The organism is Flavobacterium sp. FlaQc-30 (assembly GCF_044005885.1).
GTDB lineage: Bacteria > Bacteroidota > Bacteroidia > Flavobacteriales > Flavobacteriaceae > Flavobacterium.
This window is the reverse complement of sequence record NZ_JBIPCO010000005.1, coordinates 367200-390115: the sequence shown is the minus strand read 5'-3', so window position 1 is coordinate 390115 and position 22916 is coordinate 367200. Positions and strand designations below refer to the sequence as shown.

23 protein-coding genes are annotated in these 22916 nt (G+C 32.6%); 11 read left to right on the top strand and 12 right to left on the bottom strand.

Features of this window, described 5'->3' with window-relative positions; translation table 11 throughout:
• Positions 1-135: 135 nt before the first annotated feature.
• The 6 genes from dnaN to ACHRV0_RS13935 form a co-directional block, all read right to left on the bottom strand.
• On the bottom strand, positions 136-1254 hold the full coding sequence (gene dnaN / locus ACHRV0_RS13960) for a DNA polymerase III subunit beta (RefSeq protein ID WP_089055834.1): 1119 nt from the start codon (positions 1252-1254) through the stop codon (positions 136-138).
• 107 nt (positions 1255-1361) lie between these two features.
• Positions 1362-3047, bottom strand: coding sequence for a gliding motility-associated ABC transporter substrate-binding protein GldG (gene gldG / locus ACHRV0_RS13955; RefSeq protein ID WP_395441252.1), 1686 nt, complete (start codon positions 3045-3047; stop codon positions 1362-1364).
• Positions 3047-3772, bottom strand: a complete 726-nt coding sequence (gldF, locus tag ACHRV0_RS13950) for a gliding motility-associated ABC transporter permease subunit GldF (protein ID WP_395441251.1) — start codon at positions 3770-3772, stop codon at positions 3047-3049. The genes gldG and gldF overlap by 1 nt, the downstream gene beginning before the upstream one ends.
• A gap of 60 nt (positions 3773-3832) precedes the next feature.
• Complete coding sequence (locus ACHRV0_RS13945; protein ID WP_395441250.1) at positions 3833-4510, bottom strand: YggS family pyridoxal phosphate-dependent enzyme; 678 nt, start codon at positions 4508-4510, stop codon at positions 3833-3835.
• A 12-nt stretch (positions 4511-4522) separates the two neighbouring features.
• Positions 4523-5410 carry a 3-hydroxyacyl-CoA dehydrogenase family protein gene (locus ACHRV0_RS13940; protein ID WP_089055830.1) on the bottom strand — a complete coding sequence of 296 codons (888 nt, stop codon included), beginning with the start codon at positions 5408-5410 and terminating at the stop codon, positions 4523-4525.
• A 95-nt stretch (positions 5411-5505) separates the two neighbouring features.
• Positions 5506-6471 carry a Gfo/Idh/MocA family protein gene (locus tag ACHRV0_RS13935; RefSeq protein WP_395441249.1) on the bottom strand — a complete coding sequence of 322 codons (966 nt, stop codon included), beginning with the start codon at positions 6469-6471 and terminating at the stop codon, positions 5506-5508.
• Positions 6472-6615: 144 nt separating this feature from the next.
• On the opposite strand from ACHRV0_RS13935, the gene ACHRV0_RS13930 reads away from it, so the two are divergent.
• Positions 6616-7257 carry a protein-L-isoaspartate(D-aspartate) O-methyltransferase gene (locus ACHRV0_RS13930; protein ID WP_089055828.1) on the top strand — a complete coding sequence of 214 codons (642 nt, stop codon included), beginning with the start codon at positions 6616-6618 and terminating at the stop codon, positions 7255-7257.
• Positions 7258-7285: 28 nt separating this feature from the next.
• Here the strand turns inward: ACHRV0_RS13930 and ACHRV0_RS13925 are convergent, their stop codons facing one another.
• The 3 genes from ACHRV0_RS13925 to smpB form a co-directional block, all read right to left on the bottom strand.
• Positions 7286-8290 (bottom strand): helix-turn-helix domain-containing protein, encoded by a 1005-nt coding sequence (locus ACHRV0_RS13925; protein WP_395441248.1) that lies wholly within the window; start codon positions 8288-8290, stop codon positions 7286-7288.
• An 88-nt stretch (positions 8291-8378) separates the two neighbouring features.
• Positions 8379-9020 (bottom strand): hypothetical protein, encoded by a 642-nt coding sequence (locus ACHRV0_RS13920; protein WP_129023853.1) that lies wholly within the window; start codon positions 9018-9020, stop codon positions 8379-8381.
• A 78-nt stretch (positions 9021-9098) separates the two neighbouring features.
• Positions 9099-9554 (bottom strand): SsrA-binding protein SmpB, encoded by a 456-nt coding sequence (smpB, locus tag ACHRV0_RS13915; protein WP_089055825.1) that lies wholly within the window; start codon positions 9552-9554, stop codon positions 9099-9101.
• Between the two features lie 140 nt (positions 9555-9694).
• On the opposite strand from smpB, the gene ACHRV0_RS13910 reads away from it, so the two are divergent.
• Complete coding sequence (locus ACHRV0_RS13910) at positions 9695-10333, top strand: outer membrane beta-barrel protein (RefSeq protein WP_129023852.1); 639 nt, start codon at positions 9695-9697, stop codon at positions 10331-10333.
• Positions 10334-10435: 102 nt separating this feature from the next.
• Positions 10436-10663, top strand: a complete 228-nt coding sequence (locus ACHRV0_RS13905; RefSeq protein WP_089055823.1) for a VF530 family DNA-binding protein — start codon at positions 10436-10438, stop codon at positions 10661-10663.
• On the opposite strand, the gene ACHRV0_RS13900 is transcribed toward ACHRV0_RS13905, so the two are convergent.
• The 3 genes from ACHRV0_RS13900 to ACHRV0_RS13890 all read right to left on the bottom strand — a co-directional run bounded on the left by ACHRV0_RS13900 (position 10664) and on the right by ACHRV0_RS13890 (position 12745).
• Entirely contained in the window at positions 10664-11218 is a 555-nt protein-coding gene (locus tag ACHRV0_RS13900) for a DUF3575 domain-containing protein (protein ID WP_395441247.1), read from the bottom strand. It lies immediately after the preceding gene.
• A gap of 125 nt (positions 11219-11343) precedes the next feature.
• The gene (locus tag ACHRV0_RS13895) at positions 11344-11892 is read right to left on the bottom strand and encodes a GNAT family N-acetyltransferase (protein WP_395441246.1); all 549 of its coding nucleotides are present in this window, start codon (positions 11890-11892) and stop codon (positions 11344-11346) included.
• 1 nt (position 11893) lies between these two features.
• Complete coding sequence (locus tag ACHRV0_RS13890; RefSeq protein ID WP_395441245.1) at positions 11894-12745, bottom strand: aldose 1-epimerase family protein; 852 nt, start codon at positions 12743-12745, stop codon at positions 11894-11896.
• 187 nt (positions 12746-12932) lie between these two features.
• Between ACHRV0_RS13890 and ACHRV0_RS13885 the strand changes: the two genes are divergently transcribed.
• The 8 genes from ACHRV0_RS13885 (at position 12933) to ACHRV0_RS13850 (ending at position 22900) form a co-directional block, all read left to right on the top strand.
• Positions 12933-15203 carry a M1 family metallopeptidase gene (locus tag ACHRV0_RS13885; RefSeq protein WP_395441244.1) on the top strand — a complete coding sequence of 757 codons (2271 nt, stop codon included), beginning with the start codon at positions 12933-12935 and terminating at the stop codon, positions 15201-15203.
• Between the two features lie 469 nt (positions 15204-15672).
• Positions 15673-16290 carry a GNAT family N-acetyltransferase gene (locus tag ACHRV0_RS13880; protein ID WP_089055819.1) on the top strand — a complete coding sequence of 206 codons (618 nt, stop codon included), beginning with the start codon at positions 15673-15675 and terminating at the stop codon, positions 16288-16290.
• A 4-nt stretch (positions 16291-16294) separates the two neighbouring features.
• Positions 16295-17488 (top strand): argininosuccinate synthase, encoded by a 1194-nt coding sequence (locus ACHRV0_RS13875; protein ID WP_089057707.1) that lies wholly within the window; start codon positions 16295-16297, stop codon positions 17486-17488.
• Positions 17481-18458 (top strand): N-acetyl-gamma-glutamyl-phosphate reductase, encoded by a 978-nt coding sequence (gene argC / locus ACHRV0_RS13870; RefSeq protein ID WP_395441243.1) that lies wholly within the window; start codon positions 17481-17483, stop codon positions 18456-18458. Before ACHRV0_RS13875 ends, argC begins: the two co-directional genes overlap by 8 nt.
• A gap of 79 nt (positions 18459-18537) precedes the next feature.
• Positions 18538-19671: an aspartate aminotransferase family protein gene (locus tag ACHRV0_RS13865; protein ID WP_395441242.1), complete on the top strand. Its 1134-nt coding sequence runs from the start codon at positions 18538-18540 to the stop codon at positions 19669-19671.
• Between the two features lie 89 nt (positions 19672-19760).
• Positions 19761-20954 carry a glutamate-5-semialdehyde dehydrogenase gene (locus tag ACHRV0_RS13860; RefSeq protein ID WP_395441241.1) on the top strand — a complete coding sequence of 398 codons (1194 nt, stop codon included), beginning with the start codon at positions 19761-19763 and terminating at the stop codon, positions 20952-20954.
• Between the two features lie 105 nt (positions 20955-21059).
• A complete protein-coding gene (proB, locus tag ACHRV0_RS13855) occupies positions 21060-21821 on the top strand; it encodes a glutamate 5-kinase (RefSeq protein WP_395441240.1) in 762 nt (253 codons plus the stop codon).
• A gap of 131 nt (positions 21822-21952) precedes the next feature.
• Positions 21953-22900, top strand: a complete 948-nt coding sequence (locus ACHRV0_RS13850) for an N-acetylornithine carbamoyltransferase (protein WP_395441239.1) — start codon at positions 21953-21955, stop codon at positions 22898-22900.
• Positions 22901-22916 lie beyond the last annotated feature (16 nt).

The window sequence follows — 22916 nt, the reverse complement described above, 5'->3', positions numbered from 1 at the left end:
ACCGCAACTCTCAAAAAGAATTGCGGTTTCTAGGTATAAAAAATGGTTGGTTAATAGCGATATTATTTTTTTTACAATGATATGTCTTTAATTTGAAATTAAAAAAAATCTCTGTAACAAAAAGAAGTTTTGATGTTAACTATTTAACATTACAGGCATTACAAGCATAGTAACGGTTTCTCCTTCTTCTAAACCATCAACAGGAGTAAGGATTCCTGCTCTGTTAGGCAATGACATTTCTAACATAATCATGTCTGATTGTAAGTTAGTAAGCATTTCAGTTAAAAAACGTGAGTTAAAACCAATTTGAAGATCATCTCCTTGATAATCACAAGTTAATCTTTCTTCAGCTTTATTTGAGTAATCTATATCTTCTGCAGAAACATTTAATTCAGCTCCAGCAATTTTTAAACGAATTTGGTGTGTTGTTTTATTTGAGAAAATCGCAACACGCTTAACAGAGCTTAAAAATAATGAACGATCGATCATTAATTTGTTTGGATTTTCTTTTGGAATTACCGCTTCATAATTAGGGTATTTTCCATCAATTAAACGACATGTTAAAATATAATTATCAAATGAGAAAGTTGCATTTGAGTCGTTGTATTCAATTTTTACTTCAGCATCAGAAGCTCCTAAAATACTCTTTAAAATATTTAAAGGTTTCTTTGGCATAATAAAATCTGCCACTTGAGACGCTTTGACATCTGTACGTGCATATTTTACTAATTTGTGTGCATCTGTAGCTACAAAAGTCAATCCTTCTGGTGAAAACTGGAAGAATACTCCAGACATTACCGGACGTAAATCATCGTTTCCAGCAGCAAAAATAGTTTTACTTACAGCAGTTGCTAGAACATCAGCAGGAACTAAAGTTACTGAAGGCTCTTCAAGATTTACAGATTTAGGAAATTCTTCTCCAGCAGCATATGCTAAAGCATACTTTCCTGAGTTTGAGCTGATCTCAACAGTATTGTTATCTTCAACTGTAAAAGTTAAAGGCTGTTCAGGAAATGTTTTTAAAATTTCAAGTAAAAGTTTTGCAGGTACTGCAACACTTCCTTTACTTGTAGAATCGATTGTTAATGTCGCTGACATTGTCGTTTCAAGATCTGATGCCGAAACTGTCAACTCATTATTGTCTAGTTCAAATAAAAAGTTATCTAAAATAGGAAGTGTATTATTGCTGTTAATAACACTGCCTAGAACTTGTAATTGTTTTAATAAGTACGAACTCGATACTATAAATTTCATCGTCTTTTGTTTTATTTTTTGGAGTATTCTTTAGTATTTATATTCTAAAGATACAGATTACAAATATATCGTAAACATTCTTAGTTTTCCAATTTTTTTATCAACATCTATTTACTGTATTTTCTTTTTCTTATAAATGTAAATATAAGCCCAAAAACCAGTAAAATTAGAATTGGAAGTCCGATAGTTATGAATTGTGTTGTGGTATAATTTTCATAAACTTTTTCCTTGTCTAATAATGGCAGTTCAACATCTTTGCTTCTAATGTTAATAAGTCCAGTATCGTCCAGCAGGTAATTAATACAATTCATCATAAAATCTTTATTGTCGTAAAGATTTCCAGTTCTTTGATCATAACCCAGTTCAACCGGCATCATGTTTTTGTCTAATTGATTTCTTGCCAAATCTCCATCAGAAATAACAATCATTTTGGTTGGTTTTCCTTTTGCTTGGAATGAATCATCTTTGAATGGTAAAACACGATTTTCAAAAGCAGAATGGAAATTTCCTTCTAATAAAACAGACAAGTTTAAGTATCCTTTATTGATATAATCTTGCGGAGATGTTTTTTCAGCAACAACGTTCAAATTAACTTCAGCTGGAGAACCAATTTGTTTTGAATATTGAGAAGATTGCAGTAAAATAGTCTTTTTAATTCCGTTCTTCAACGTATCAATTGGATTTGCAAAGTCGAACTTAATACCTCCCAAATGTTTTACAATTGGATGCTCGGTGTTAGGGCGAACAAGCGGAGCAAATTTCCAGATAAAATCTTGGTACTGCGTTGCACTTCCTTGTTCTCCTGTTGCCAGTTTTATTGGACTTCCTTGCTCATCTTTTACTAAATCAGGATTAATTCTAAATCCGTATTTGAAGAACATATCATTTAAATTCAGATCTCTCGGATAAGCTAAAATTGCACCGGATTGATTGTATAAACTATCCATGTCTGCAGCGACCTGATCAATAAGCCATATCGTTTTACCGCCGTTGATGACAAACTGATCTAAAACCTGTTTTTCTTCATCTGAGAATCTTTCGGTTGGTTTTGAGATTATCGCTAAATCGTATTTTTTAAGAGCTGCTAATGTTCCGTTTGGATCTTTGGCAACAGAGTCTAAGGTAAAAGGGCCAATGTAATAGCTTTCTTTAATTTGTCTTAGTAATTTGCCAATATGAATTTCAGATAACTCACCGTTTCCTTTAATAATGGCAACTTTTTTCTGTCTGTCTTTAGTGATTTTATTAATTGCATCCGCAATTGAATATTCTAAATGCTGGATAGAACCAATTACTTTTTGAGTAGTTGAAGCTCCCATTATATTTTTTAATAAAGGAATATTAACTTCTTTATTATTGTAAACTGCAATTGCCCAAGGAAAAACCATCGCTTGAGATTGTTTTCCTTTATCATCAACAGTAATGTTTATTGGAGTAAGTCCTTTTTGATACAGCGATTTTACAACGTCCATGCTTTCTTCTCCGTTTTCCATAGGATTAACAAATTCAAAAACAATATTGTTGTTGTAAGCTTGAAATTCTTCTAATAACTGTTTAGTTTCTTGCTGTAAACGACGAAAATCTGCAGGAAGATCTCCCTGCATATAGATCTTAATAGATAATGGGTTTTTAACCTGTTTTACAATTTGTAAAGAAGTTTCAGATAAAGTGTATCTTTTGTCTTTAGTTAAATCGAAACGGTGAAAAAATAAGCTTCCGAGAACATTTAAAACAATTAAAACAAAAATTGTAATGCCTAACGCTTTGAGGTTTTTTTGAGTATATGGCTTCATTACGCTTTAAAAGATTTTAATTGGTAAATGGTAAAGGATAAAAATAATATAGTGATGCTTAAAAAATAAATAACATCACGAGTATCAATAACACCTCGGCTTATACTTTTAAAATGATCCTGCATACCAAATGCTGCAATGATGCTCGAAGAACCTGGCAGTAATCCTGCTAAACCTTGAAATCCAAAATAGAAGAAAAAACATAAAAAAACGGCAATAATAAACGCAACGATTTGATTTTCTGAAAGGGTAGAAGTAAAGATTCCAATTGCAGAATAAGAAGCAATTAAAAACAGTAATCCAAAATAAGACCCAATTGTACTTCCCATATCAATATTTCCTTCTGGAGAACCTAAACCTGAAATTACTTTTACATAAATAAAAGTAGGGATGATTGCCAGAATAATAAGAATTAAAGAACCAAAGAATTTTCCGTTTACAATCTGCCAAATCGATAGCGGTTTAGTTAAGAGTAATTCTAGTGTTCCTTGTTTTTTTTCATCAGAGAAACTTCTCATTGTAATGGCTGGAATCAGAAAAATCAAAATCCATGGAGTTAACGTGAAAAACGGAGTCAAATCAGCATAACCAGTATTTAAGATATTGTAATCTCCCTCGAAAACCCATAAAAAAAGTCCGTTACTTATCAGGAAAATGGCAATGACCAAATAGCCGATAGGTGAGCCGAAAAAAGATTTTATTTCTCGTAAAATGATCGATTTCATTTATTTGTGTTTAATTCGTTTGTTTTTTCTTAGTTAAGAATTATTTTTTTTTAATCTTTTTTATCTTCCTCCAAAAATACTGCTTCCTATGCGTACCATCGTACTGCCGCATTCGATCGCAAGTTGGTAATCGCCCGACATTCCCATTGAGATTGTCGAAAAATGATCTAAGGTAGAGGCGCACTGCAGTGCGTCTTTACGTTGTTTTATAGAATCAAAAATTGATTTCAAATGAGTAAATTCTTTTCTAATTTGGTTTTGATCTTCTGTAAAAGTAGCCATTCCCATCAATCCTAAAATTCGGATATTTTTCAATTCTTTAAATGCTGAAGATGCTAAAAGTTCATTCAATTCCTCTTCGTCTAAACCAAATTTAGATTCTTCTTCAGCTATGTATACTTGAAGAAGGCAGTCAATAATTCTATTGTTTTTTAAAGCTTGTTTGTTGATTTCTTGTAACAATTTTAAACTATCAACACCATGTATCAAAGTTACATAAGGCGCCATAAATTTAACCTTGTTTGACTGAACGTGACCAATCATATGCCATTGAATATCTTTTGGCATTTCTTCCCATTTATCAGTCATTTCCTGAATTTTGTTTTCTCCAAAAATACGCTGTCCAGCTTCATAAGCCTGCATCAAATCTGAAACAGGTTTTGTTTTTGAAACGGCAACTAGAGTTACGTGTTCAGGTAAGCTTTCTTTGATTGTATTTAAATTCGACTGAATCGACATGATAATTCTTTTTTATAAAAACTGCTTAGAGATTTTCTCTGCTTTTTTGCTTTCGCTGTAATCGTAAAAACCTTCACCAGATTTTACTCCTAATTTTCCTGCTCTAACCATATTCACTAATAATGGACAAGGTGCATATTTTGGATTTTTGAAACCTTCGTACATTACGTTCAAGATAGCAAGGCAAACATCAAGACCAATAAAATCAGCCAATTGAAGCGGTCCCATTGGATGACCCATTCCTAATTTCATTACTGTATCAATTTCATAAACTCCAGCAACTTTATTGTATAACGTTTCGATTGCTTCGTTTAGCATTGGCATTAAAATTCTATTAGCCACAAAACCTGGATAGTCGTTTACTTCAACTGGAGTTTTTCCAAGTTTTACAGATAAATCCATGATAATTTTAGTGACTTCATCGCTCGTGTTGTATCCACGGATGATTTCTACTAATTTCATAATCGGCACAGGATTCATAAAATGCATTCCAATAACACGTTCAGGATGTGCTACAACAGAACCAATTTGCGTAATTGAAATAGAAGAAGTGTTCGTTGCTAAAATGGTATTGTGAGAACAAGCTTCGTTTAATTGTTTGAAAATGTTAAGTTTTAATTCTACATTTTCTGTAGCAGCTTCAACAACTAAATCAGCACCAACAACTCCATCCTTAATATCAGTATAGGTAATAATATTAGTAATGGTTTTTGCAACGTCTTCTTGAGTTATAGAACCTTTTGCAAGCATACGGTCTAAATTGGCCGCAATAGTTGCCATTCCTTTATCTAATGATTTTTCTGAAACATCAATTAGTTTAACCACAAAACCACTTTGTGCAAAAGTGTGAGCAATTCCGTTACCCATAGTTCCAGCACCAATTACAGCTATCGTTTTCATTTGAATTTTGATATTATATTTATGATTTTAGCCACGAATTCACTATTTGAAGTAAATTACGTGGCTAATTTAAGTTTTAAAATTTATTTACTATTTTATTTATTGAAACAATCAATTATTTGGTACGCGACACGCAAAGCATCAGTTGCTTGTTCAAGCGTTACCACTGGAGTTGTATCTGTTTTGATAGCGTTTGCAAATGATTCTAATTCATCTAGAATTGCGTTGTTGTGTTCAACATCTGGATTTGTAAAATAGATTTGTTTTTTTACACCTTCGGCATTCTGCAAGATCATATCAAAATCTCCTGGGGTTTCTGGCGCATCTTTCATGCGGACTACTTCGCATTTTTTTTCTAAAAAGTCAACTGAGATATAAGCATCTTTCTGAAAAAAACGAGTTTTACGCATGTTTTTCATCGAAATTCTGCTTGCCGTTAAGTTGGCAACACAGCCATTTTCAAATTCAATTCTAGCATTTGCAATATCTGGAGTGTCACTAATTACAGAAACACCGCTTGCATGAATATCTTTTACTTTTGAATTAACAACACTAAGAATAGCATCAATGTCGTGAATCATTAAATCCAAAACTACAGGAACATCTGTACCGCGAGGATTAAACTCGGCCAAACGATGTGTTTCTATAAACATTGGATTTTCGATCATTTCTTTTGTGGCAATAAAAGCGGGATTAAAACGCTCTACATGACCAACTTGCCCTTTTACATTGTATTCTTTGGCTAAAGCAATAATTTCTTCAGCTTCTTCTACAGTATTGGCAATTGGTTTTTCTATAAAGATATGTTTACCAGATTTTATCGCCACTTTTGCACATTTATAGTGCGAAAGTGTTGGGGTTACAATATCGATAACATCGACAGCGTGAATAAGTTTTGCAATTGTGCTGAAGTTTGTATAGCCAAATTCTTTTGAAATTCTTTCGGCATTTTCTTGATTTTCGTCGTAAAATCCAACTAATTCGTATTGGTCAGATTGTTGTAATAAGCGTAAATGTATTTTACCAAGATGACCAGCACCTAAAACTCCTACTTTTAACATGAGAATGTATTTTAAACAAAAATATAATTTATTTGTTTAAAGTGAAAGTTAATGCAATAAAGATTTAACGATTTAATATTTAAAAATCATTATTTTGATTTCCTATTTAGTTTCTTATTTTTGCCAAAATAAAACCTACCCATTTTGAAAGATACTGCCAAACATCAAGGACTTCGTAATCAATTAGTAAGCACTTTAGAACAAAAAGGAATTACTGATAGAGCGGTCTTAGAGGCGATAAAAAAAATTCCAAGACACCTTTTTTTGAATTCAAGTTTTGAAGATTATGCTTATCAAGATAAGGCATTTCCTATAGGCGCGGGGCAAACTATTTCGCAGCCTTACACCGTTGCTTTTCAATCACAGTTATTGGAAGTGAAAAAAGAACATAAAATTCTAGAAATCGGAACTGGTTCTGGTTATCAAACGGCTGTTTTGTGTATGCTGGGAGCAAAAGTTTTTAGTGTAGAAAGACAAAACGAATTATTTAAGAAAACATCCAACTTATTTCCAAAATTAAATATTCGCCCAAAACACCTGTCTTTTGGTGATGGTTATAAAGGACTTCCAGGTTACGCTCCTTTTGATAGTATTATTGTTACAGCAGGTGCACCGTTTATTCCGCAGCCATTAATGGCGCAGTTAAAAATAGGAGGAAGGCTTGTTATTCCGTTAGGTGAAGATGTTCAGATTATGACCTTGTTAATAAGAAAGAACGAAACACAATTTGAAAAACATGAATTTGGAGAGTTTAGATTTGTTCCTTTGTTAGAAGATAAAAATTAATAAAAAAGCCCGATTTGATCGGGCTTTTTTAATTGACTAATGTTATCGCATGAATTAGATTTTCTTTTTCCTTTTGAAGAATATAATTGATAAAGACTGACTTATCATTTTTATTCTGAGCCGATTCTAATGTTGCTAAATAATTATTTATTTCTTCTTCATTTCCTTTTATTACGGCAAAAACAAAACTGCTTTTTAATAAAATCCAATTCATTAAAAGATTTGCAATTTGAATATTTCCATTTTCAAAAGGACATATTGACATTATTTTAAGATGCGCTTCAGTGGCTAATAATAAAGGATGCATATTGTTTTTATTGGTTTCATACCAATTAAAAAACAAATTCATTTCTTTAATAATGATTGGATCTTCTTTATACTTTCCTGAATTTTCGATTTTAATTCCTCTAAAAATAAGATTATGAACGGCAAGAAGATCTTTCTCTGATATTGGAAGTTTCTTCTGGTTTATATCTTTTATATAACCAATAGCGTCATTAAGATTTACCGCTTCTAGATGTTCCTGCATGTTTTTGCCGGGAATCATCAAGCCTTCATTTATTACAGCTTTAGTTTCCTGAAAGGTCAAAGAATTTCCGTTCATTTTATTAATCTCAGAAATGAATTCAAGCTCCAAAATTTTAGAAATTCGATGCAGATCGAAATGCTGAAAAGATAATATCTTATTTTTTAACGCCTCGATTTCGTCTAATAAAGATTTTATAGATGGGAAAGTTTCAGGATTTAGTTTTTTGTTATTGTTTTGAATTTCCTGTTCTGCTAAAAGTAAAGCTTTCAAAGCAAACTCTTCGTTTCCAATTTCATAAAGAATTTTTTCTTTTAACCACGCAATCATCAAGGTCTCGTAATCTATCTCTAAAAGATTAGCCAGTTTTGAAATTTGTTCTTTTGTGGGTTTCCGCGTTCCAGATTCGAATTTACTAATTAAGGCTTGATCAATACCAAGAAGCTGAGCTACTTCACGAGTTTTTAATTCTTTTTGTTCTCGTGCATTTTTTAAAAGTGATTTCATGTAAATGAAATTTTAAGTCTTGACAAAAATAGTCATTTTTTTAATCGTAAAAAAAGCAACATTTGATTGTTGCTTTTTAAAGTTTCTTTTATTTTGGAGGAAGAGAACCGTCTTTTCTCATTTCTTTGACAACTGTCTGCATAATTGCATCTACTGTTTGTCCTAAATCTGTTACGTAATCAGACTTTGTAGTTCCCGTCCAGATTAATTTGTTTTCTTTTAACGAAAAAATATTGGTTTCGACCATGTAAGATGTTGTTTCTTGATAATATCCCGGATCGTAGAAATTTGGCGAATACATTCCGTACCAATTTCCAAAACCATAACCATACATTCCACTGTATAAGCCGTCAAAACCACCGTAGTACATTCCTGTATAAGTTCCAGGAACGTAATTAGTTTCTTTTTCAGTACTAACCAATCGCATTGTTACAACACCATCAAAATTTTCGTCTTGTAAAATTTTTAATTTTTGTTCCTGCGAAAGCTGTTTAGTGGTCTCATTTAAATACTGATAAGAAGTTTTAAAAATGGGATTACTGGCTGCAATTCTGTTTTCTGCAACTCTTCTAGAAGCCTCATCTTTTACCAGCGCAACCACTAAAACTTTTTTAAATTGTTCTTGAGCTACAGTTATTTTTGGATCTCTCCAGCTGTTAACAATAGAGGTATTACTGCCGCAGCTTGAAAGTGACAGAATAACGATTAACATAATTAAGTGCTTTTTCATATGGTATAGTTATATTGTTTGTAGTAAAAATAACTATAAAAAATTAATAATAAAGCAGATTAAAAATAAAAATAACGTTTAGTTGTACGCTTTTTTGATGCGGTCTAAATCACGTTTTGTGTCTTGTTCTTTTAACGATTCACGTTTGTCGTAATTCTTTTTTCCTTTGCAGAGACCTATTTGCAGCTTAGCAAGACCTTTTTCATTGGTAAATAATTTTAAAGGTACAATAGTAAGACCTTTTGCCTGAACACTCTTATGCAGCGTTTTAAGTTCTTTTTTGTTCAAAAGAAGTTTTCGTTCGCTGCGTGATTTGTGGTTAAACTGATTTCCAAAAGAATATTCTTCAATGTAAGTATTGATGGCAAAAAGTTCAAGGTTATTAAATTCGCAAAAGCTTTCTGTAATATTCGCTTTTCCTAATCGGATAGATTTAATTTCGGTTCCTGTCAAGACAATTCCCGCTACATAAGTATCGATTATTTCATAATCAAACCTAGCTCTTTTATTAAGTATATTGACTGATTTTAACATAGGTGCAAATGTAAACAAAATTGAAAAACTTTACTGCAATCTAAAATAAATAAAGATTTCTTTTAAACAATGATTTAAATCAGTTTTAAGGAAAAAACTTACTCATAAGTTTGCTTCATAATTTAAAAACACCATTAAAAATGAAGAAAATTTTAACTATCGCAACCATTGTATTATTTGGATTATCAGTAAAAGCACAAGATGCTAGTCAAGGGTTAAAAGGAGCTTGGTTTGCAACCTCACAATTTGGTTATCAGCAGACAAAAAGTGGAGATACAAAAGGCACAAATCTTACTGTATTGCCTATTGTAGGAACATTTATTACACCATCTATCGCTGTTGGAGCAGGATTGGGTTACATTAATATTAAATCAGAAACAGATGCTAAAACTGCTGCAAACACTAATTTATTTGTAATTCAGCCATTGGCAAGAAAATACTGGAATGTAGCAGGATCTTTATATTTCTTTGGGCAATTAGCTTTACCGGTTATTACAGGAAAAGAAAAAGAAAGTAACCTAAAAGTAAATCAAGTTGGATTATCTGTATCAGGAGGTTTCGATTATTTTGTAACTAAAAACTTCTCAGTCGAATTTTCTTATGATTTAGCAAACTTTACATCTACAACTCTAAAACCAGAGAATGGAGAGAAAACAACTGTAACAAATTTTGGATTAGCTCACGTGGCAAATGTTGACTCTTATTACAATTCTGCATTAGCTGGAAGCGCACCAAACTTAACAACTCCGCTTTCTGTTGGATTTAAATTTGTATTTTAATTATATTGAATTGTTTTAAATCAATTCATTAATTTTGTAAAAAAAGAAAGACCGTGCTTTTTTAAGTACGGTCTTTTTATTGTTGTTTTAAAATATATAGAAATGCAAAATAAATCTAAAGATCCGCTGCACGGTATTACACTTCAAAATATTCTAGAAATTCTAGTAGATTTTTACGGATTTGATACTTTAGCAGAATTGATTCCAATAAAATGTTTCAGTTCTAATCCGAGTATAAAATCAAGCCTTACTTTTTTAAGAAAAACAGATTGGGCTCGAAAAAAAGTAGAGGATCTGTATATTAAAACACTTCCTAAACTTTCAAATTAATTATAATTTGTAAGAAATCATTACGCCGCCTCGATAAGGAAGCCATTCACCGCTTTTATTCCAGTGTTCTGCTTTTTCATATCTCCCTGGAGTTCCATCATTATAATATCCATGATAAAAACCTTGGTGCCATCCGCCTCCTGCAAAAATATCAAGTAAAAACTTATCGCTTAATTTTAGATTATATCCTACTGTAACCCCAAAACGGTAACCAAATCCGTGCTCATATTTATTAGTATCCCAATAATTCCATTTTTGAAGGTCGTACATATCAGCGCCTGCATGTCCGCCCACATAAAAACCATTATATTTTTCTTTAAAATGGTAACGAACCTCTGGTGTAAAAGTGTAAAATTTCATTGGGCTGTGACCATTAAATGATTCCCAAAAAGAAGCCATAACATCAAAGCTGAAAGTGGTCTTTTCGCCAAGGCTAGTTTCTACACCAATGTTTGGAACAGCTAATAGTGCTGTTGCAGCATTGAACTTAATAAAAGTTTGACTTTGTGATTGAATTGATAAAAGAAGAACGGCTAAATAAAGTATTTTTTTCATGGTATTTTTTAAGATCAAAAGGGCTTAATTTATTTTCGGCACAAATATAACGTAATAGATCATTGACTATTGCGGAATATGGTGCTTTTAACAAGAATTAATTTTTACGATAAAATACTTAAAAGCTATTTGTTTAATATTGAATATATTACTCTGTCTAAAAAAACACCCTCATAAAAATCGGCTTCTTTTAAATGTGCTTCTTTAACAAAACCGCATTTTTGTAATACTCGTTCAGAAGCAGTGTTTTCAGGATCGATTACTGCTTCGATAGAATGGAGTTTAAGATCTTCAAACCCAAATTGAACTAGTCTGTTTACAGCTTCTGAAACAATTCCTTTTCCGTGAAATTCAGGATGTAGTATATAGCCTATTTCTGAACGATAATTTTCAAATTGAGTACGGTAAAAGCCTATAATACCAAGTAGTTTTGGGTTATCATTTAAAGTAATTGCCCAGTTAATTCCTGTGTTGGTTGTAATTTTATCTTCAATCTGTGCAATGAGCTCTAGTGCATCTTCGTTACTTTTTGCAAGAGGTCTCGGGATATACTTCATGGTTTCAGGATTCGAACGTATTTCGAAAACCTCTTTAACATCATCATTTATAAGTCTCCTTAAAACTAAACGGTCAGTTTTAATTATGGGAAAAGGGTGAAAATTAAATTCTAACATTTTATAAAATTTTTATACTGAATTTTGAGTGAAATATTTGATCTGCATCTAAAAGTACGATGCCTTCTTTTTGATATAAATCTCCAGAATTATTGGCTGTGTCTGAATAACCAAACCAAGGTTCAATACAAACAAACGGCGCTTGATCCTTTGTCCAGATCCCTAAACTAGGAAAATCTTCAAAATCAACCTCGATATATGGTTTCTCATTTTCTAAAATAGTCAATGAATTTGACTCTAACGTTTTGAAAACCAAAGCATCATTTTCAAAAAGCTTATAATTTAATCGAACTAAATTTTCAGAAGTTTTTAAAACCGCTGTTTTGTTAGAAATTAAATCATTTTCTAAAAGATTAAACTTCAAGACTTCTTCTTTTTCAAATTTAAAAGAATAGTTTTCAAAATTTTCAGGTAAAGCAATTGCTGGATGTGCCCCAATCGAAAAAGGCATTTTTCTATCGCTTTTATTAATTACAATATATTCAATATTTAAGGATGTTTTTTCAAGCGAATAAATTAGCTGTAGTTCAAATTCAAAAGGATACTTTTTTAAAGTTTCAGCGTTTGATTTTAAAGAAAACACAGCACTGTTCTCTGTTTTTTCAATCAATTCGAATTCCATGTCCCTTGCAAAACCATGTCTAGACAATTGATAATCTTTTTGATCAATAGTATAAGTATTGTTTTTTAATGTTCCTACGATTGGGAAAAGAATAGGAGAGTGTTTGCCCCAAAAATTAGGATTTCCTTCCCATATATATTCTTTTTCTTGATTATTTTTTAAAGAAAATAATTCTGCTCCAGCATGATTAATAGAAGCTTTAAGTATTGAGTTTGAGATGATTGTGTTCAAGGGGATAATGTTGAATAAAATTAAACTTAGTCTTGATGTAAATGTATTTTATAAAATTCGTTTTTTTAAGAAAAAACCGTAAAATATTTTTTCTGATAAAATTTTGCTAAAATTAAATTTAGACGTGCATATTTCTCTGTAAATAGCTTTTTTTTTCATTAATTTGTTGCATAAACAGCAAAAAAATATGAAAATACAATCTTCAAAAGCCTTACTAACAATGGCTTTATTTGTTGGGATTTCTTCTGTTTGGGCACAACAAACACCAGCAACAACAGCAGCAAATCCTGTTAATAATTACAATTATCATGATGCATTTGGGCCGAATTTTTATACCAAAAATGGCACTCCAACCCGTTCAGCAAGCGGTCAGCCCGGAGTTGAATACTGGCAAAATAGAGCTGACTATCAAATTACTGCTAAGTTAAACGGTACTACAAACGAAATTATTGGTACAGATGAAATTACGTATACCAACAACAGCCCTGATAAATTATCATTTGTTTGGTTAAATTTAGATCAAAACTTATTTAAAGAAGATTCTAGAGGAAATGCTGTTGTGCCTTTAACCGGAAGTCGTAATGGTGCTCAAGGTCAGATTTTTGAGGGAGGAAATAAAATTAAGTCAGTAAAAGTAATTACCGGAGGAAAGAAACCAACGACTGTTGATGCAAAATATGTAGTTACCGATACCAGAATGCAAGTATTTCTTCCAGAAGCATTAGCATCAAAAGGTGGAACGGTAAAAATTAAGATTGAATTTTCATTCATTTCTCCTTTTGAAGGATCAGATAGAATGGGAGTTTTAGAAACTAAAAACGGTAAAATTTTTACCATCGCACAATGGTATCCTCGTATGTGTGTTTATGATGATGTAAAAGGTTGGAATACTGCGCCTTATCTAGGAGCTTCTGAGTTCTATTTGGAATACGGAAATTTTGATGTAAAACTTACTGTACCAGCGAATCATTATGTTGTAGGTTCAGGAGAATTATTGAATGGAGCCGAAGTTTTATCAGCAGATCAGTTTAAACGTTATAAAGAAGCATCTTTGAGTGATAAAACGGTTACCATTCGATCTGCCGAAGAAGTTGCTGCAACTGCTAGTAAAAATGCTGTAGGTGAAAAAACATGGCATTTTCAAATTAAAAATGCTCGTGATTTTTCTTGGGCATCTTCTCCTGCTTTTATTTTAGATGGCGCGAAAATTAATTTACCAAGTGGTAAAAAAGCTTTAGCATTATCAGCTTATCCAGTAGAAAGTGCTGGTAAAGACGCTTACGGGCGTTCGACAGAATATGTAAAAGCATCAATTGAACATTATTCAAAACAATGGTTTGAATATCCTTATCCAGCAGCAACAAACGTTGCAGGGAATGAAGGCGGAATGGAATATCCTGGTATTGTTTTTTGTGGATGGGAATCGAAAGGACAAGATTTATGGGGAGTTACAGATCATGAATTCGGACATATTTGGTTTCCTATGATTGTTGGGTCAAACGAAAGACTATTCGGTTGGATGGATGAAGGATTTAATACTTTTATAAATTCGTTAAGTACAGCAGCATTTAATAATGGTGAGTACAAAGAAGAACCAACAGATTTCCATAAAAGGGCAGAATCATTTACACGTACAGATTTAGAAACTGTAATGAGTTCTCCTGATAATATGAAAGAAGCAAATATTGGTATGTTGTGTTATTTTAAGCCAAGTTCGGCTTTAATTATCTTAAGAGAGCAAGTATTAGGAAAAGAACGTTTTGATAATGCTTTCCGTACCTATATACAACGTTGGGCATACAAACATCCGCAGCCAGATGACTTTTTTAGATCAATGGAAAATGTTGCTGGTGAAGATTTAAGCTGGTTTTGGAGAAGCTGGTTTGTAAACAATTGGAGATTTGATCAAGGAATTAATTCTATTAAATATATCAAAAACGATCCTTCTAAAGGAGTTGCCATTACTGTTGAAAACTTTGATAAAATGCCAATGCCTATTATATTGGATGTAAAAACAAAAAGTGGTAAAGTTTCAAGAGTACAATTACCAGTAGAAGTTTGGCAGCGTAATAATGTTTGGACGTTTAGACATAATTCTACAGAAGAAATTGAAAGTATTACACTTGATCCAGAACATCTTTTTCCAGATAATAACGATGCAAATAATGTTTGGACAGCAGGAAAAGGTGTAATTGAGAAAGATGTGATTTTGGATAGTTATTTAGGGAATTTTTCAACAAGCAGAGCGCCATTAAAACTTATTTTTAGCGAAAAAAACAGCACACTAAATGTTGAAATTACCAACTATCCTAAATTTCCTTTAACGGCTGTTGAAAATGAAAAAGATACATTTCAGTCTACTGGTGCGGGAGTAAAATTTAAATTTAACGAAGCTAGAACAGCGGTTGACATGACACTTTTAGCTAACGGACAAATAATACCGTTTACTAAGAACTAAAAAATAAAGGAATTAAAACACTTAAAACCCGATAGTTAATTAAAACTATCGGGTTTTTGCTTTTGTATGGTTTAACATTGAGATAAAAAAATGTTATATTTTTAAAATTTTGTTTTGTGAATTAAAATTTTATGTACTTTTGCGTCGATGAATAAAATAAGTTTACATATAACTTCTTTGTCACGGACAAACTCACCTAGTACTTCTCCCGAAGTACGGATACTATCTATATAGTATTCACTGAGTTTTTAGCCGTATATTTATTCATACTCCCTTTTCATTTTGAAATTACATAATTTGTCCATTGGACAAACATATCCTAAAAGTATTTATTATTTTGTAAATTTTCTTAATCAATATTTTGATTTTGAGAATGTTACTTCTATTTTGCTTAATTTTATTGGATTCAATTCTGAATTTCAAACCAAACAGTATGCATTAATTTTTAACTCTAACTTCAATTATTGAAATGAAGATCTCTATTGTTGTTACTCAGGAAGAACACTTCAAATTCGCACAAGAAATTTGCGATACGATAGAATCATCGGCCTTGCTAAGAGGTACGGGGATAGCTAAAAGAACTCCTGAGTATATTCAGAAAAAAATGTCGAATGGTGATGCAATGATTGCTCTGGCAGACGGGAAATTTGCAGGCTTTTGTTATATCGAAAGCTGGCAGCACGGAAAATTCGTGGCACATTCTGGTTTAATTGTTCATCCTGATTATAGAAGTTTAGGATTGGCAAAAAAAATCAAATCTAAAGTCTTTGATTATTCATTACAAAGATATCCAGATGCTAAAATATTTGGTATTACAACTGGTTTAGCTGTAATGAAAATCAATTCGGATTTAGGTTACAAACCAGTTCCATTCTCAGAATTGACAACTGATCCTAGTTTTTGGGCAGGCTGTAAAACCTGCACCAACTATCAAATTTTACAAAGTAAAGAAAACAAAATGTGTTTATGCACAGGTATGTTGTATGATCCAAAGGAAAAACAAAAAATACCGCCAAAACACCCTTTTAACGAAAAAGTTCTTAATAGACTGAGAACCATTAAACAAGCCTTATTTTTAAAAAAGTAACATTATGAAAAAAGTAGTATTAGCTTATAGCGGAGGATTAGACACCTCTTATTGTTTGAAATATTTAAAGAACGAAAAAGGATACGAAGTTCATACTGTACTTGTTGATACAGGAGGGTTTGATGCAGAAGAATTATCAGCTATAGAAAAAAGAGCGTACGAATTAGGAAGTGCACAACACGCAAACCTTACAATCGTAGACAAATATTATGATAAAGCTATAAAATATTTGATTTTTGGAAATGTATTAAAAAATAATACTTACCCATTATCAGTAAGTGCAGAACGTGTTTTTCAAGCAATTGAAGCTATTAAATATGCTAAAAAAGTTGGAGCAAGCGCAATCGCACACGGAAGTACAGGTGCAGGAAATGACCAAATTCGTTTCGATTTGATTTTCCAAACCATTGCTCCGGAAATCGAAATCATTACGCCAATTAGAGATTTAAAATTGTCAAGACAAGAAGAAGTTGACTATCTAGCTCAAAACGGAGTTCATTATTCTTGGGAAAAAGCACAATATTCTATTAATAAAGGACTTTGGGGAACAAGTGTTGGAGGAAAAGAAACTTTAACTTCTGGTCAGCCGTTACCAAGTGAAGCTTATCCATCTCAATTAAAAAAAGAAGGAGAAGAGAAAGTGACTTTACATTTTGAACAAGGAGAATTAGTTGGAATCAACGGAAAAACGGATAAACCATCTAACAATATTGTAGTACTTGAAAAATTAGCAAACGCTTACGCAATTGGTAGAGATATTCATGTTGGAGATACTATTATCGGAATTAAAGGAAGAGTTGGTTTTGAAGCTGCAGCTCCATTGATTATTATTAAAGCGCACCATTTATTAGAGAAGCATACCCTTGGAAAATGGCAGCAATATTGGAAAGAGCAATTAGGAAACTGGTACGGAATGTTATTTCATGAAGGTCAGTTCTTAGATCCAGTTATGAGAAATATTGAAACGTTCTTGCAAGATACACAAAAAACTGTAAATGGAACCGTAACAGTTTCATTAAAACCATATCATTTCTCACTTGACGGAATTGAATCTAAAAACGATTTGATGAACACAGGTTTTGGTCAATACGGAGAAATGAACAATGCATGGACATCTGACGATGCAAAAGGATTTATCAAAATCCTTGGAAATGCACAAAACATATTTTCATCTGTAAATCAATTAGATCATGATTAATGTCGGAATTATTGGTGGTTCGGGCTATACAGCGGGAGAACTTATCAGAATTTTAATGTATCATCCAAAAGTAAACATCGATTTTGTTTACAGTACAACAAACGCTGGAAAACCGCTTTCTGTAGCGCACCACGATTTGATGGGCGATATTGAAATGAATTTCACAGCTGAAATCAATCCAAATGTGAATGTCGTTTTCTTGTGTTTAGGGCATGGAAAATCGATTTCATTTTTGAAAGAAAATCAGTTTGCAAGTCACACTAAAATTATCGATTTAGGAAATGATTTCAGATTGAATAAAGATGCTCATTTTGAAGGAAAAGATTTCATCTACGGATTGCCTGAAATCAATAAAGCAGACATTAAAAAAGCAAATTATATTGCAAATCCAGGTTGTTTTGCAACGGCTATTCAATTGGCATTATTGCCTTTAGCGAAGCATAATTTGTTAAATAATGATGTTCATATTAATGCTACAACCGGAAGTACAGGAGCAGGAGTAAGTCTTTCTGAAACTTCTCATTTCAGTTGGAGAAACAACAATATGTCGCATTATAAAGCTTTTGAGCACCAACATTTAGGTGAAATTTCAGAGAGTTTGGTACAATTGCAAGATGATTTTGACAGCGAATTGCTTTTTATTCCGAACAGAGGTGATTTTCCAAGAGGAATTTTTGCAACCTTATACACATTGTGTGATGATAGTTTGGAGCAATTGGTTGCGAAATACGAAGATTTCTATAAAGATCAACCTTTCGTAACTGTTACCACAACAAACATCAACATGAAACAAGTGGTGCAAACGAATAAATGTATCATTAGTTTATTGAAAAAAGGAAACCGGGTTCTCATCACATCAATTATAGATAACTTAACCAAAGGTGCTTCAGGACAAGCGATTCAAAACATGAATTTAATGTTCGGTTTAGAAGAAACCACAGGTTTACATTTGAAACCAAGCGGATTTTAGATTGTTGGTTAACCGTTTAATCGTTAATTCGGTTAATCGATTAAACAAATCAACGATTAAACAATTAAACAAAACAAAAATGAACTTATTCAACGTTTACCCATTATACGACATAACTCCAGTAAAAGCCATAGATTGTACAATTATTGACGACAAAGGAGTAGAATATTTAGATTTATACAGCGGACATGGTGTGATTTCTATCGGACACACACAACCGGATTATGTAGCAAAATTAAAAAATCAGATAGATAATTTAGGTTTTTATTCAAATGCTATTCAGAATCCTTTACAGGTTGAATTGGCTCAAAAATTAGGAAAACTTTCAGGTCTTGAAGATTACGAATTGTTTTTATGCAGTTCTGGTGCCGAAGCCAATGAAAATGCTTTGAAATTAGCTTCTTTCCATAACGGAAAATCAAGAGTTGTGGCTTTTGATAATTCTTTCCACGGAAGAACTTCTGCTGCCGTTGCAGTTACAGATAACAAAAAAATTGTTGCTCCAATCAATGCACAACAAGTAGTTACTTTTTTACCATTAAACCAAATAGAATTAGTTGAAGCAGAATTAGCTAAAGGCGATGTTACTGCAGTAATTATCGAAGGAATTCAAGGAGTTGGAGGTTTAGACCAAGGAACAACTGAATTTTTTCAGGCTTTAGAAAAAGCATGTAAAAAGTACGATGTTGTTTTGATTTTAGATGAAGTGCAATCTGGATACGGAAGAAGCGGAAAATTCTTCGCTTTCCAACACCACGGAATCAACGCTGATATTATTTCAGTTGCAAAAGGAATGGGGAACGGTTTTCCTGTTGGAGCTATTTTAATCTCTCCAAAATTTGAAGCAAGTTTCGGATTATTAGGTACAACTTTCGGCGGAAGCCATTTGTCTTGTGCAGCAGGAATTGCAGTTTTAGACGTAATTGAAAAACTGGATTTACAAAAAAATGTAAACGAAGTTTATGAATATTTCTTAGAAAAAATCAAAGAAGTTAGCGGCATCAAACAAGTAAAAGGAAAAGGTTTAATGCTTGGAGTAGAATTTGATTTTGATGTAGCAGCTTTAAGAAAGAAATTAATCATCGAAAAACACATTTTTACAGGAAGTGCAAATAACAAAAATCTATTAAGAATTTTACCGCCGCTTACAGTGAAAAAAGCAGATATCGATACGTTTGTAAAAGCATTGAAAGAAAGTTTAGAAGAGCTATAATGTTAATTCGTTTAATCGTTTAACTGTTTAATCGATTAAACGAATTAACGATTAAACAGTTAAACGAATTAACCAATTAAACCAAAAAAATGAATCCATTATCAATTGAAAAACGCAATCTCGTTCTGCGGACCATGGCAAAGCTGGTCGAGCAGGAGCGGAATGAGATAATCCTAACCAATCAGGAAGATCTTGCCGATTACGACGGCTCAGATTTAGCGATGGAAGAACGCTTAAAAGTAGATGATAAAAAAGTCGACGAAATGATTTTATCATTAAACCAATTAGCTTCTCAAGAAGATCCCGTTGGTGTTGAGCGTTTTCATTTTACACACGATAATGGAATAAAAGTTATAAATAAAACGGCTGCTTTCGGAACGATTTTAATTATTTACGAATCTCGCCCAGACGTTACCATTGAAGCGGGCGGAATCGCTTTTAAATCCGGAAATAAGATTTTATTGAAAGGAGGAAAAGAGTCTTTGAAATCAAACTTAAAAATCGTAAGTCTTTGGCACAAAGCTTTGGAAGAAAACGGAGTTTCAAAAGACTGGGTAGAATATCTGAATTATAACAGAACAGAAACTCAGGCTTTTCTAGAAAAACCAACTCAAAAAGTAGATTTAATAGTTCCAAGAGGCGGAGAAAAGCTAATTGAATTTGTAAAAGCGCACGCAACCTGTCCCGTAATCGTAAGCGGACGCGGAAATAATTTTGTTTACGTTCATGAAAAAGCAGATACAGATTTAGCTTTAAAAGTAATTTTAAATGCTAAAACAGCTAAAATTTCAGCTTGTAATGCTTTAGATAAAGTTTTAATTGATTCGAAACTTCCAAATTTTGAAGGTTTCACAGCAATGTTAATTGAAGCTTTAATTGAAGCAAAAGTGGAAGTTATCGTTGATAAGTCCTTAGAGAATTTCGAAAACACGAAAACACTTCAAAACGAAGATATTTGGTACGAAGAATTTCTAGATTATAAAATCGTAATTGGAACCATCGATTCTCAAGAGCATTCCATTGATATGATTAATAAATACTGCGGAGGACATTCAGCAGCAATTATTACAAGAGATAATGATGTTGCACAGCAGTTTATGGAATCAATAGATGCTGCAGCAGTTTACCAAAATGCATCAACCCGTTTTACAGACGGCGGACAGTTTGGTTTAGGCGGAGAATTGGCAATAAGTACTGATAAATTGCATCAAAGAGGTCCAATTGGTTTACAGCATCTTGTAACGAACAAATGGTACGTTTACGGAGAAGGACAAATTAGGTAATTGAGATAATTAGATAATGTGTCAATTAGATAATTAAACAATTGCACCTTAATAGATTTAAAAAAAACTTTGTGCCTTAGCGCCTTCGTGGCAAAAACAAAAGACATGGCAAAAAAACGGATTTTATTAAAAATAGGAAGTAATACTTTAACCAAAGAAACCAATCATATTTCGCGGGGAAAGATTGAAGATATTGGAGTACAGATTGCAGCTTTAAACGACGAATACGAGTTTATCATCGTAAGTTCAGGAGCAATTGCGGCGGCAAAGCAATTTGTGAAGCTGGATAATCAAGACAAAGATGTTTTTGTAAAACAGGCTTTGGCTTCTATCGGACAGCCTCATTTAATGCGGATTTACAATGAAAACTTTAAAGATTTAGGATTAAATACTTCGCAGTGTTTACTTTCTTATTCTGATTTTGAAAAAGAGCAGACCAAAAAGAACATTGTAAATACGATTAATGTATTGGTTAAAAACAATTACATTCCGATTATCAATGAAAATGATACTGTTGCCACAGATGAGATTCGGTTTGGAGATAATGATAAATTAGCGGCTTTAACAGCAGTTCTTTTAAATGTTGATATTCTGATAATTGCCACCAATACAAACGGGATTTACACAAAAGATTCAATTCATGATGAAAATCCAGAAACGATAAAATTGGTAAACGATTTGAAAACATTGGAAAAAGAAATCGGCGAATCAAAATCGTCACACGGAACAGGAGGAATGCAATCTAAAATAGAAGCGGCAGGAATCGCAAAAGCTGCAAATATAGAAACATGGATAGTCAATGGATTAAATGATAATTTTATTCTGAAGGCATTAAAAGACGAAATTCCGTTTACGAAAATCGTTTAATTGTTTAATCGTTAATTCGGTTAATCGATTAAAAACTAAATATAAAAACACATAAATGGATGAAAGTTAGATTATTTAACTCACAAAACGATTAAACAAATCAACGATTAACCGATTAAACAAAAAAGCAAATGAACTATATCTCAATAAAAGACATCAACTCATTATCAAAATGGGTAAAACAAGCGATAAAAATCAAAAAGAATCCGCTTAAAAATCAAAGTTTAGGAAAGAATAAAACTCTTGGAATGTTATTCTTTAATCCAAGTTTAAGAACGCGTTTGAGTACTCAAAAAGCGGCTTTAAATTTAGGGATGAATGTAATGGTAATGAATTTTACCAACGAAGGATGGACTTTAGAGTTTGAAGACGGAGCAGTTATGAATTCTGGTGCTTCAGAACACATTAAAGAAGCAGCAGAAGTTGTTTCTCAATACTGTGATATTATCGCAATCCGTGCTTTTGCTGGTTTAGTCGATAAAGAAAAAGATTATGCTGAAACTGTAATTTCAGGGTTTTTGAAATATGCTACAGTGCCAATTGTAAATATGGAAAGTGCCGTTCGTCACCCGATGCAGTCTTTGGCAGATGCCATTACAATGGAAGAACACAAAACGAAACACAAGCCAAAAGTAGTGCTTTCATGGGCACCGCATCCAAAAGCTTTACCTCAGGCTGTTGCAAATTCATTCGTAGAAATGATGCAGATGCAAAAAGATATGGATTTTGTAATCACTCATCCAGAAGGTTACGAATTGAGCCCGGAAATAACAAAAGACTGTAAAATCGAATACGATCAAGACAAAGCGTTTGAAAATGCTGATTTCGTTTACGTTAAAAACTGGAGCAACTTCAACGATTATGGAAAAGTAACCAACAGCGATCCAAACTGGACCGTTACAGCCGAAAAAATGGCTTTAACCAACAACGGAAAATTCATGCACTGTCTTCCAGTTCGTCGTAATGTTATTGTAAGTGACGAAGTTTTAGACGGAGAAAATTCAATCGTAATCGAGCAAGCGAATAATAGAACGTATTCAGCACAATTAGTTTTACAAAAGATTTTGAAGAAATTGTAATTTTTGAGGCACTAAG

What these genes read in the sequence shown, in the direction of transcription:
- dnaN (WP_089055834.1), bottom strand. Translation starts at nt 1,254, where the DNA reads ATGAAATTTATAGTATCGAGTTCGTACTTATTAAAACAATTACAAGTT.
- gldG (WP_395441252.1), bottom strand. Translation starts at nt 3,047, where the DNA reads ATGAAGCCATATACTCAAAAAAACCTCAAAGCGTTAGGCATTACAATT.
- gldF (WP_395441251.1), bottom strand. Translation starts at nt 3,772, where the DNA reads ATGAAATCGATCATTTTACGAGAAATAAAATCTTTTTTCGGCTCACCT.
- ACHRV0_RS13945 (WP_395441250.1), bottom strand. Translation starts at nt 4,510, where the DNA reads ATGTCGATTCAGTCGAATTTAAATACAATCAAAGAAAGCTTACCTGAA.
- ACHRV0_RS13940 (WP_089055830.1), bottom strand. Translation starts at nt 5,410, where the DNA reads ATGAAAACGATAGCTGTAATTGGTGCTGGAACTATGGGTAACGGAATT.
- ACHRV0_RS13935 (WP_395441249.1), bottom strand. Translation starts at nt 6,471, where the DNA reads ATGTTAAAAGTAGGAGTTTTAGGTGCTGGTCATCTTGGTAAAATACAT.
- ACHRV0_RS13925 (WP_395441248.1), bottom strand. Translation starts at nt 8,290, where the DNA reads ATGAAATCACTTTTAAAAAATGCACGAGAACAAAAAGAATTAAAAACT.
- ACHRV0_RS13920 (WP_129023853.1), bottom strand. Translation starts at nt 9,020, where the DNA reads ATGAAAAAGCACTTAATTATGTTAATCGTTATTCTGTCACTTTCAAGC.
- smpB (WP_089055825.1), bottom strand. Translation starts at nt 9,554, where the DNA reads ATGTTAAAATCAGTCAATATACTTAATAAAAGAGCTAGGTTTGATTAT.
- ACHRV0_RS13910 (WP_129023852.1), top strand. Translation starts at nt 9,695, where the DNA reads ATGAAGAAAATTTTAACTATCGCAACCATTGTATTATTTGGATTATCA.
- ACHRV0_RS13905 (WP_089055823.1), top strand. Translation starts at nt 10,436, where the DNA reads ATGCAAAATAAATCTAAAGATCCGCTGCACGGTATTACACTTCAAAAT.
- ACHRV0_RS13900 (WP_395441247.1), bottom strand. Translation starts at nt 11,218, where the DNA reads ATGAAAAAAATACTTTATTTAGCCGTTCTTCTTTTATCAATTCAATCA.
- ACHRV0_RS13895 (WP_395441246.1), bottom strand. Translation starts at nt 11,892, where the DNA reads ATGTTAGAATTTAATTTTCACCCTTTTCCCATAATTAAAACTGACCGT.
- ACHRV0_RS13885 (WP_395441244.1), top strand. Translation starts at nt 12,933, where the DNA reads ATGAAAATACAATCTTCAAAAGCCTTACTAACAATGGCTTTATTTGTT.
- ACHRV0_RS13880 (WP_089055819.1), top strand. Translation starts at nt 15,673, where the DNA reads ATGAAGATCTCTATTGTTGTTACTCAGGAAGAACACTTCAAATTCGCA.
- ACHRV0_RS13875 (WP_089057707.1), top strand. Translation starts at nt 16,295, where the DNA reads ATGAAAAAAGTAGTATTAGCTTATAGCGGAGGATTAGACACCTCTTAT.
- argC (WP_395441243.1), top strand. Translation starts at nt 17,481, where the DNA reads ATGATTAATGTCGGAATTATTGGTGGTTCGGGCTATACAGCGGGAGAA.
- ACHRV0_RS13865 (WP_395441242.1), top strand. Translation starts at nt 18,538, where the DNA reads ATGAACTTATTCAACGTTTACCCATTATACGACATAACTCCAGTAAAA.
- ACHRV0_RS13860 (WP_395441241.1), top strand. Translation starts at nt 19,761, where the DNA reads ATGAATCCATTATCAATTGAAAAACGCAATCTCGTTCTGCGGACCATG.
- proB (WP_395441240.1), top strand. Translation starts at nt 21,060, where the DNA reads ATGGCAAAAAAACGGATTTTATTAAAAATAGGAAGTAATACTTTAACC.
- ACHRV0_RS13850 (WP_395441239.1), top strand. Translation starts at nt 21,953, where the DNA reads ATGAACTATATCTCAATAAAAGACATCAACTCATTATCAAAATGGGTA.